The following is a 7,661-nucleotide window of genomic DNA, read 5'->3' as shown; positions in this document are numbered from 1 at the left end:
GATAGAGCGTCATCGGCGCGCCGCCCACCTTGATGTCGACCTCCAGGCAGTCGCGCCGGAAGATGCGTTCATTGGCCTGGTTGCCAAGCGCCGCGAGTTCCGGCGTGTGCAAGCCGAACTGCTCGTAGGTGACATAGGCGTGGCTGGTCATGCGCACGAATTCGATCGGCTGTCCCTGCGCAGTCTCGTTGCGCATCATTATCGCGACATCGATGCCGCGCGAATCATTGCCCGACGTGGTGTATTTCTGGCGGTAGCCCTGCCCCACCATCTTGAACAGATAGCCGTACTCGAACGCCTTCAGCGCTTCGATGTTGTCGACCTCCTGCATGCAGATGATGTCGGCGCGGGTGGCGGCGATGGCCAGCGCCGTCAGCTGGCGCGTGTCATCGGATTGCGCGATGGCGCGCGCCTGTTCCAGCATCCTGTATTCGGCCTCGCTCTGGATATCGAACAGCGCCAGTGTCCGGTCCTCGTTGAGTTGGTTGCGATAGCCGGAAAAGTCGAACCTATTCATCAGGTTCTCGACATTGAAGGTGGCAAGGCGCAGCGACATGCGCTGACCTTTGCCTGCAAGAGCAGCGGAAGACAAGATCGCAAGACCACAAGCAGGGATCGTTTGGTCCTGACGGCGTTCGCGCCATGGTTGACGGAACCTTTCCGTTCATCCGCCGTTCAGACGCAAAGATCCACAGTGGTCCCATTCCCCTGGGTAGGGCGTGGGGCCTGTTCTCTTGGAGAAGTGCAATGAACGCGCTTTTTTCTTCCACTGTCAAATCCGGGCTGATAGCGCTTGGTATTGTCTCCGGCGTCACGGCGCCGTCCGCTGCCGGGCCGATCCTACAGCCGGATGTGTCGATCCCGGCCAGCACCGCCGCGCCAACGGTCACCCCGGTCCGCGAAGGCTGGGCCGGCGGCAACAACCGGAGTTTCAACAACGATTGGAGATGGCGCCGGTCGGGGAACTGGAACGGCCGCCACTGGAATGGCGGAGGCAACTGGAGCGGCCGTCACTGGAATGGTGGCGGCAACTGGAACCGCGGCGACGACTGGCGCTGGCGCCATGGCCGCCGCTACTATCACGGCGGCTACTACGACGATGGCGCCGCCGCGATCCTCGGCCTTGGCCTGGGTCTCGGCCTTGGCAGCATGTACAACAACTATAACAACTACGACTACTATGCGCCGGCGCCACGCCGCTACTACCGCGCGGGACGGCTTTCGAGCGCCCATGTCCGGTGGTGCTACAACCGCTACCGGTCGTACCGCGCTTACGACAACACGTTCCAGCCCTATAACGGGCCGCGCCAGCAGTGCTGGTCGCCCTATAGTTGAGCTGCCTGCGGCTGACACCAGAAATGAAAACGGCGCCACGTGGCGCCGTTTTTGGTTTTTGACCGTTCGAAGTCAGAGCAATTCCAGAAAAGTGCGTAGCGGTTTTCCATCCGGAATTGCGTAAAAACCAAGAGTTGGAGGGGCTTCGAGCGGATAGATTTCGCTCAATTCTTGGCCTTGTCCACCAGCTTGTTCTTCGAAATCCAAGGCATCATCGCGCGCAGCTTGGCGCCGACTTCCTCGATCTGGTGGCTGTCGTTGTTGCGGCGGATGCCCTTGAAGCGCGACATGCCGGCGCGGTATTCCTGCATCCATTCCGAGGTGAATTTCCCCGTCTGGATGTCCTTCAGCACGCGCTTCATCTCGGCCTTGGTCTCGGCGGTGATGATGCGCGGACCCGAGACATATTCGCCCCATTCGGCGGTGTTGGAGATCGAGTAGTTCATGTTGGCGATGCCGCCTTCATAGATCAGGTCGACGATCAGCTTGACCTCGTGCAGGCACTCGAAATAGGCCATTTCCGGCGCGTAACCGGCTTCCACCAGCGTCTCGAAGCCGGCGCGGATCAGTTCGACCAGGCCCCCGCACAGCACGACCTGCTCGCCGAACAGGTCGGTCTCGCATTCTTCGCGGAAATTGGTCTCGATGATGCCCGAACGGCCGCCGCCGACGCCGCAAGCATAGGAGAGAGCGAGGTCGAGCGCGTTGCCCGAGGCGTCCTGGTTGACGGCGACCAGGCACGGCACGCCGCCGCCCTTCTGGTATTCGCCGCGCACCGTGTGGCCGGGACCCTTCGGCGCGATCATGACCACGTCGACGGTCGACTTGGGTTCGATGAGGCCGAAATGCACGTTGAGGCCGTGCGCGAAGGCGATCGCGGCACCGTCGCGGATGTTCGGCGCGATCTCGTTCTTGTAGATGTCGGCCTGCAATTCGTCTGGCGTCGCCATCATCATCAGATCGGCCCATTTGGCGGCGTCGGCGACGCTCATCACCTTGAGCCCGTCAGCCTCGACCTTCTTGGCGGTCGCCGAGCCGGCCTTGAGGCCGATGGCGATTTCCTTGGCGCCGGAATCCTTGAGGTTGAGCGCATGCGCCCTGCCCTGGCTGCCATAGCCGATGATGGCGACCTTCTTGCCCTTGATCAGGTTGAGATCGGCATCACGATCGTAATAGACGCGCATTTTTACTTCCTTCCCGTTTTATGAAGAGGCCTTGCGGCCGTTTGTTGCTCCGAAAAGAGCGAGAAACTGCTGCGTCGCGCGGATGGCATCGCCGCCGATCGCCGCCTCAGTCAATTCCAGCCGGTCACCGAGGAGCAGACGGATCTGCACATCCCGGCCAACCAGTCCGAAAAAGGTACGGAACGCCATCTCGGCATCCGAAAATTCAAGGAGTCCCGCCTGCCGGCCGGCCTCAAGCACCGGCTTCAGCCGCTTGGCCAGGGCAAAGCGCCCATTCTCCAGCACGACGGCGCCGAGATTGTCCTTGCCCGACCCGGCATGGCCGACCGCGACACGGTTGAGCGCAATCGAGGTGTCGCTGGAGATCACTCTCAGCCAATCGGAAGCGAAACGCTCTAGGCTCGCCGCCAGCGAGGCAAGGTCAAGCCCCTTGCCGTCGACCGGAGCCACCCGGACCTTGGAGGCCTGCCACTGCACGGTTGCCGTCAAAAGCCCGTCGCGGTCGCCGAACCATTTGTAGAGGGTTTCCTTGGAACAGCTGGCGCGTCGCGCCACGGCAGTCATGGTCAGGTTGTCGCCCTCCTCGACCAGCAGCCGCAGCGCCGCGTCCAGGACGGCCTGCTGCCGCTCCGTCAGCGTCTGGCTGTTGTCGATGTCGGCGTTGGCCTGCAACACGTTCGGTTCCTGTTCGAAGGGTACAGTTCGTCGTCAAACAACAGCGTACCGTACGTTACGGTTCGGCATATTGCGCGATCCGCCATCCGACGCAAGGGGAAAAAGTAGAAATATTTGGCGGCAAAAGGCGACGGTGCGCAACAGCCGCTCAGTACTGGTCCAACCTCAATGGTCCACAGGCGGATCGCGCAGCCGGCCGAGCATCGCCGAGACCGTGTTCAGCTCAACGGTTGACAGTTTGGCGCCAACCAGGTCCACGATCGAGCGCCCGTAGACCGCCCACATCCGGCGGCGCGTCTCACGTCCCGTGGCCGTGACGCGGATGGTTTGCCCACGGCCGTCATCGGCCACCGGCAGTTTCTCGACCAGCCCGCCGGCCTCGAGCCGCGCCAGTAGCCGCGAGATGTTGTACTGGGCAAACAAGGTGCGCTCGATCAATTGAAACGGCCGCAAACCGGCCTCGCCGGCCTCGGCAAGCTCGTGCAACACGTCATACCATGCGAGCGGCGGCAGGCCGCCCTCCTTCAGCGCGTCCTCGGCGCGTTCCATCAATTGGCGCGACACCCGCATCAGGCGGGCCCAGACCTTGATGGCTTCAGGCGAAGGCATGGCTGTCTCTGTCATGGCCGAACCATACGAGGTAGATGCAATTGCATCAAGCTTGACGATCAATGCACATGCATCTACATAAATGCAACCGCATCGATATCGAGAGGCACATCCCCGTGCAACATACCGACACCCTCATTCTCGTCAGCCACCCCCTTTGCCCCTATGTCCAACGCGCCGCGATCTCGTTGGCCGAGAAGGGCGTCCCGTTCGAGCGCGTCGACATCGACCTCGCCGACAAGCCGGACTGGTTCAAGGCGATCTCGCCACTCGGCAAGGTGCCGCTGCTGCGCGTGCGGCAAGCTGGCGACGAGACGATAATCTTCGAATCGGCGGTCATCCTCGAATTCCTCGAGGAGACGCAGGCCAATCCCCTCCACCCTGCCGACCCCTATGCCCGCGCCCGGCACCGGGCTTGGATCGAATACGGCTCGGCCATCCTCAACGCCATCGGTCGCTTCTATTCAGCGCCGAGCGAGGCCGGCTTCCTCGCCGAGTCTAGTGCGCTGTCGGCGATGTTTGGCCGCCTCGAGGCTGAACTCGCGGACGATACCCCGCGGCGCGGGCCATGGTTCGCTGGCAGCCGCTTTTCCCTCGTCGATGCCGTTTACGGTCCGGTCTTTCGCTACCTCGACGCCTTCGACCGGATCGGCGATTTCGGCATCCTGGAAGGCAAGCCGCTTGTCCAGGCCTGGCGCAAGGCGTTGAGCGGCCGTCCGTCGATCAGGCAAGCCGTGGCGCCTGACTATCCGCAGCGCCTGCATGCTTTCCTGCGGGCGAAGGGGTCTTTCCTATCGAGTCTCATTCGGCAAGGCGATCCGGCCACCGCGCTTCGGCAAGCCCTGCCCGCTTGAACGGATCGATCACCGTGCCGGCCACCATCGAGGCGAGAAACCGCGGCGCCGGCGGGATTTTGGCGATCGTCGCCACCAGCCGGTCGCGGATGAAGGGCAGCGCCGCCGAATCCGACTGGTAGAAGGGCGTGAATGCCAGCGACAGTGCCTGGAAGGCCCGCACATGCCAGCGCCGCGCTCTCGCATAGGCTTCCAGCGCTGCCTCCACGCCGTCCGCTCGCGCCAGCGCATGGCTGAGCGCGGCGGCGTCGAGCAGCGCCATGTTGGCGCCCTGGCCAAGCTGTGGGCTGGTCGAATGCGCGGCGTCGCCGATCACGGCCAGCCGCCGGCCAGCCGGAAATTTCATCGTATGGTGGCCGTAGCGGGCCAGCGAGAGCTGGTCGAAACTGTCGATCTGGCCGGTGAACGCCTCGGCCTGCGGCCACAGCCGCAACACCCGCTCCTTCCAGGCATCGATGCCGAGGTTGCGCACGGCATCGGCATCCGCCGGTTTCAGGCTCCAGAAGAAAGCCGCCATCCTTTCGGCATCGGGTTCCGGCCGGCCGATCGGCAGCACACCGATCATCACGCTGGCCTTGTCGTAGCGCTGCAAGAGCGCGTGCTCGTCAAAGCCCTCGCCTCGCCAATCCAGCGATGCCCAGAACGCGCCATAGGTGAGTGGTCGTGGTGCCGCGGCATTGCCGGCGCATTGCCGCAGTTTCGAGCGTGCGCCGCTGGCATCGACGACCAGATCGAACGGCCCTGCCTTTCGCCCGCCGCTGCGGATCAGCGTTGCCCGTTCGCCGGTTTCCAGGGTCTCGATTTCGACGCCGGTTTCGATGGCGATGGTCTCACGCCCGGCAGCGCGGAACAGCACGCCGAACAGGGCAGCCCGGTGCACCGCCAGGCCGAAGCGGCCGCCCTGCTGGGCGTCGTAGCGGACATCGAGCACGGTGCGGCCGGTCGAGGCATCGGCGCCATGCAGCCGGTCGATCCGGGCACCAAGTGCCATGACATCATCGAGCAGGCCGAGATCGGCCAGCACCGTCAGCCCGGTCGGCTGCAGGATCAGGCCGGAGCCGACCGGCCTGGGTTCCTCGAAGCGTTCGAAGACGGTGACCCTGTGGCCGGCGCGCTTGAGGTAAAGCGCCATGGCCAGCCCTGCCGGACCGGCGCCTGCAATTGCGATGTCGTAGGAAATGCCGATGCCCCCAAGCCGAACTGGCCGGACAATCCTTCAGCGGCCGGGCGAAATCAAGTCGCCGCGCCGCCCACTGTCCGGTTGTTCAAGCCTGGCGCGTCGAAGGCAGTGCGCGCGTCGCGCACCGCGTCATGGTTGTTTTCAGCCCACTGCAACAAATACTGCAAAGCGTCGAACATCGAGCGCCCGAGGTCGGTCAGGCTGTATTCGACACTCGGCGGCTTGGTCGGAAACACTTCGCGACGCACATAGCCGTCGCGCTGCAGATCGTAGAGCGTCTGGGTCAGCATGCGCTGCGAAATGTCGGGAACCAGCCGCCGCAGCTCGCCGAAGCGATAGGGCTGCTCAGCCAAGGCCGCCGTCAACAGCGAACTCCATTTGCCATTGAGCCCCTGGATGACGTCGCGGACCGGGCAATCGGCGATGCTTCCGCCGTCGGTCATCGCTTTGTAGACTTCGAGTTTGGATCTCAGATTGACGGTTCGGCTGTCCATGACTGGTTCCCTGCCTGTGCCTACCTCCCCAAAAACTGCCTTCTTTACGGCATCGGGTCAATTCCTATTTTAGTGCTGGTCTCTTTTTGAGACCACCACTCGAACCGCCCTTCCGGCGCAAAGTCAGGATCCCCCATGACCGCAACTCTTCTCGTCACCGGCGCGTCCGGCCAGCTCGGCCGCAGCGTCATCAACCATCTACTGGACACGTTCGAGATACCGGCGGCCCGAATCATCGCCACGACCCGCACGCCCGCCAATCTTGCCGACCTGTCAGCGCGCGGCGTCACTGTTCGCGAGGCCGACTTCGACGATCAGGCCTCGCTTGCCAAAGCCTTCGCCGGCGCCGACCGGGCGCTCATCATTTCGACCAACGAGCTGGCGATCCAGGGAAAGCGGCGCGAACAGCAGCTCGCGGCGGTCGCTGCGGCCAGCAAGGCAGGCGTCGGCCACCTGCTTTACACCTCGATGCCCAACACCGAGCCGGGGTCGCCGGTGCTCTTCGCGCCCGACCACTACGACACGGAACAGGCGATCAAGGCGAGCGGCATTCCCTACACGATCTTCCGCAATGGCTGGTACGACGAGAACCTGTTCATGGCGATGCCGCAAATCCTCGCATCGGGCCAATGGTATACGTCCGCGGCCGATGGCGCCATTTCCTACGGCGCGCGGAGCGATCTGGCCGCGGCCATAGCCGCGGGGCTGGCTTCGGACGACACCGAAAGCACGACTTACACGCTGACTGGCCCCAAGGCCTATACACCAGCCGAAGTCGCCGCACTGGTCACCGAAGTCACCGGCAAGCCGATCCAGGTCGTCCAGCTCTCCGACGAAGCGCTGACCGAGGGAATGAAGGCGGCCGGGCTTCCCGAGCCGATCGCCAAGCTCCTGGTGTCCTTCGATGCTGCCACACGCGCCGGCGACCTTGGCATGGTAACGGACTCGGTGGAGACCCTTTCCGGCCGGAAGTCGGTACCGCTGAAGCAGTTTCTCAAGGCCAACAAGGCCGCGCTGGCCGGCTGAAATCCGCGCGGCGGGAAGGCTTTCTCCCGCCGCGCTATTTCGGGGTCTTGACCAGCCCAAGCCGAACCAGGCTTGCTCCGGTGGCGGCCAGGGCATCCTCGCGCGAGCGCGGCGCCCAGCCGAGCATGCGCACCGCCTTGGCGTTGGTGGCGTTCTTGACCTTGCCGAGTTCCGTCACCAGCTGCGCGGCTTCCGCGTTGAACAACCCCACCACCCGCACCAGCCAATCGGGAAGCTCCCGCGTCGAGACACGCGAGGCGGCCGCGCCGAGCCGCGTCTTCACGGCCTGCGCGATCTCCCGCAC

8 protein-coding genes and 2 pseudogenes are annotated in these 7,661 nt (G+C 63.9%); 3 read left to right on the top strand and 7 right to left on the bottom strand.

Annotated elements, in window-relative coordinates; translation table 11 throughout:
- Positions 1-556: pseudogene (locus EOA36_RS20430) on the bottom strand (endonuclease); the annotation flags it as partial.
- Between the two features lie 191 nt (positions 557-747).
- Here EOA36_RS20430 and EOA36_RS20425 point away from each other — a divergent pair.
- Positions 748-1,335, top strand: coding sequence for a BA14K family protein (locus tag EOA36_RS20425; protein WP_127279160.1), 588 nt, complete (start codon positions 748-750; stop codon positions 1,333-1,335).
- A 164-nt stretch (positions 1,336-1,499) separates the two neighbouring features.
- Here the strand turns inward: EOA36_RS20425 and ilvC are convergent, their stop codons facing one another.
- From ilvC to EOA36_RS20410, 3 genes are all read right to left on the bottom strand, one after another.
- The gene (ilvC, locus tag EOA36_RS20420; protein WP_013531065.1) at positions 1,500-2,519 is read right to left on the bottom strand and encodes a ketol-acid reductoisomerase; all 1,020 of its coding nucleotides are present in this window, start codon (positions 2,517-2,519) and stop codon (positions 1,500-1,502) included.
- An 18-nt stretch (positions 2,520-2,537) separates the two neighbouring features.
- Positions 2,538-3,194, bottom strand: coding sequence for a TetR/AcrR family transcriptional regulator (locus tag EOA36_RS20415; protein WP_127279159.1), 657 nt, complete (start codon positions 3,192-3,194; stop codon positions 2,538-2,540).
- Positions 3,195-3,359: 165 nt separating this feature from the next.
- A complete protein-coding gene (locus EOA36_RS20410) occupies positions 3,360-3,818 on the bottom strand; it encodes a MarR family transcriptional regulator (protein ID WP_127279162.1) in 459 nt (152 codons plus the stop codon).
- Between the two features lie 101 nt (positions 3,819-3,919).
- On the opposite strand from EOA36_RS20410, the gene EOA36_RS20405 reads away from it, so the two are divergent.
- Complete coding sequence (locus EOA36_RS20405; RefSeq protein ID WP_167531386.1) at positions 3,920-4,657, top strand: glutathione S-transferase family protein; 738 nt, start codon at positions 3,920-3,922, stop codon at positions 4,655-4,657.
- On the opposite strand, the gene EOA36_RS20400 is transcribed toward EOA36_RS20405, so the two are convergent.
- Complete coding sequence (locus EOA36_RS20400; RefSeq protein ID WP_127279158.1) at positions 4,605-5,870, bottom strand: NAD(P)/FAD-dependent oxidoreductase; 1,266 nt, start codon at positions 5,868-5,870, stop codon at positions 4,605-4,607. The genes EOA36_RS20405 and EOA36_RS20400 overlap by 53 nt on opposite strands.
- A 20-nt stretch (positions 5,871-5,890) precedes the next feature.
- Positions 5,891-6,331, bottom strand: coding sequence for a helix-turn-helix domain-containing protein (locus EOA36_RS20395; RefSeq protein WP_127279157.1), 441 nt, complete (start codon positions 6,329-6,331; stop codon positions 5,891-5,893).
- A 135-nt stretch (positions 6,332-6,466) separates the two neighbouring features.
- Here EOA36_RS20395 and EOA36_RS20390 point away from each other — a divergent pair, with 135 nt between their 5' ends.
- Positions 6,467-7,357 carry an SDR family oxidoreductase gene (locus tag EOA36_RS20390; protein WP_127279156.1) on the top strand — a complete coding sequence of 297 codons (891 nt, stop codon included), beginning with the start codon at positions 6,467-6,469 and terminating at the stop codon, positions 7,355-7,357.
- 34 nt (positions 7,358-7,391) lie between these two features.
- Here EOA36_RS20390 and EOA36_RS20385 read toward each other — a convergent pair.
- Positions 7,392-7,661: pseudogene (locus tag EOA36_RS20385) on the bottom strand (aldehyde reductase); the annotation flags it as partial.

Origin of the sequence: Mesorhizobium sp. M8A.F.Ca.ET.021.01.1.1, assembly GCF_003998025.1 — a bacterium.
Classification (GTDB): domain Bacteria; phylum Pseudomonadota; class Alphaproteobacteria; order Rhizobiales; family Rhizobiaceae; genus Mesorhizobium.
Note: the sequence above shows the minus strand (reverse complement) of the source record. Positions and strands in the feature narration are given on the sequence as shown.

Excerpts from the sequence above, each read along its gene's own strand:
- EOA36_RS20425 (WP_127279160.1), top strand. The coding sequence starts at position 748 with ATGAACGCGCTTTTTTCTTCCACTGTCAAATCCGGGCTGATAGCGCTT.
- EOA36_RS20390 (WP_127279156.1), top strand. The coding sequence starts at position 6,467 with ATGACCGCAACTCTTCTCGTCACCGGCGCGTCCGGCCAGCTCGGCCGC.
- ilvC (WP_013531065.1), bottom strand. The coding sequence starts at position 2,519 with ATGCGCGTCTATTACGATCGTGATGCCGATCTCAACCTGATCAAGGGC.
- EOA36_RS20410 (WP_127279162.1), bottom strand. The coding sequence starts at position 3,818 with ATGACAGAGACAGCCATGCCTTCGCCTGAAGCCATCAAGGTCTGGGCC.
- EOA36_RS20395 (WP_127279157.1), bottom strand. The coding sequence starts at position 6,331 with ATGGACAGCCGAACCGTCAATCTGAGATCCAAACTCGAAGTCTACAAA.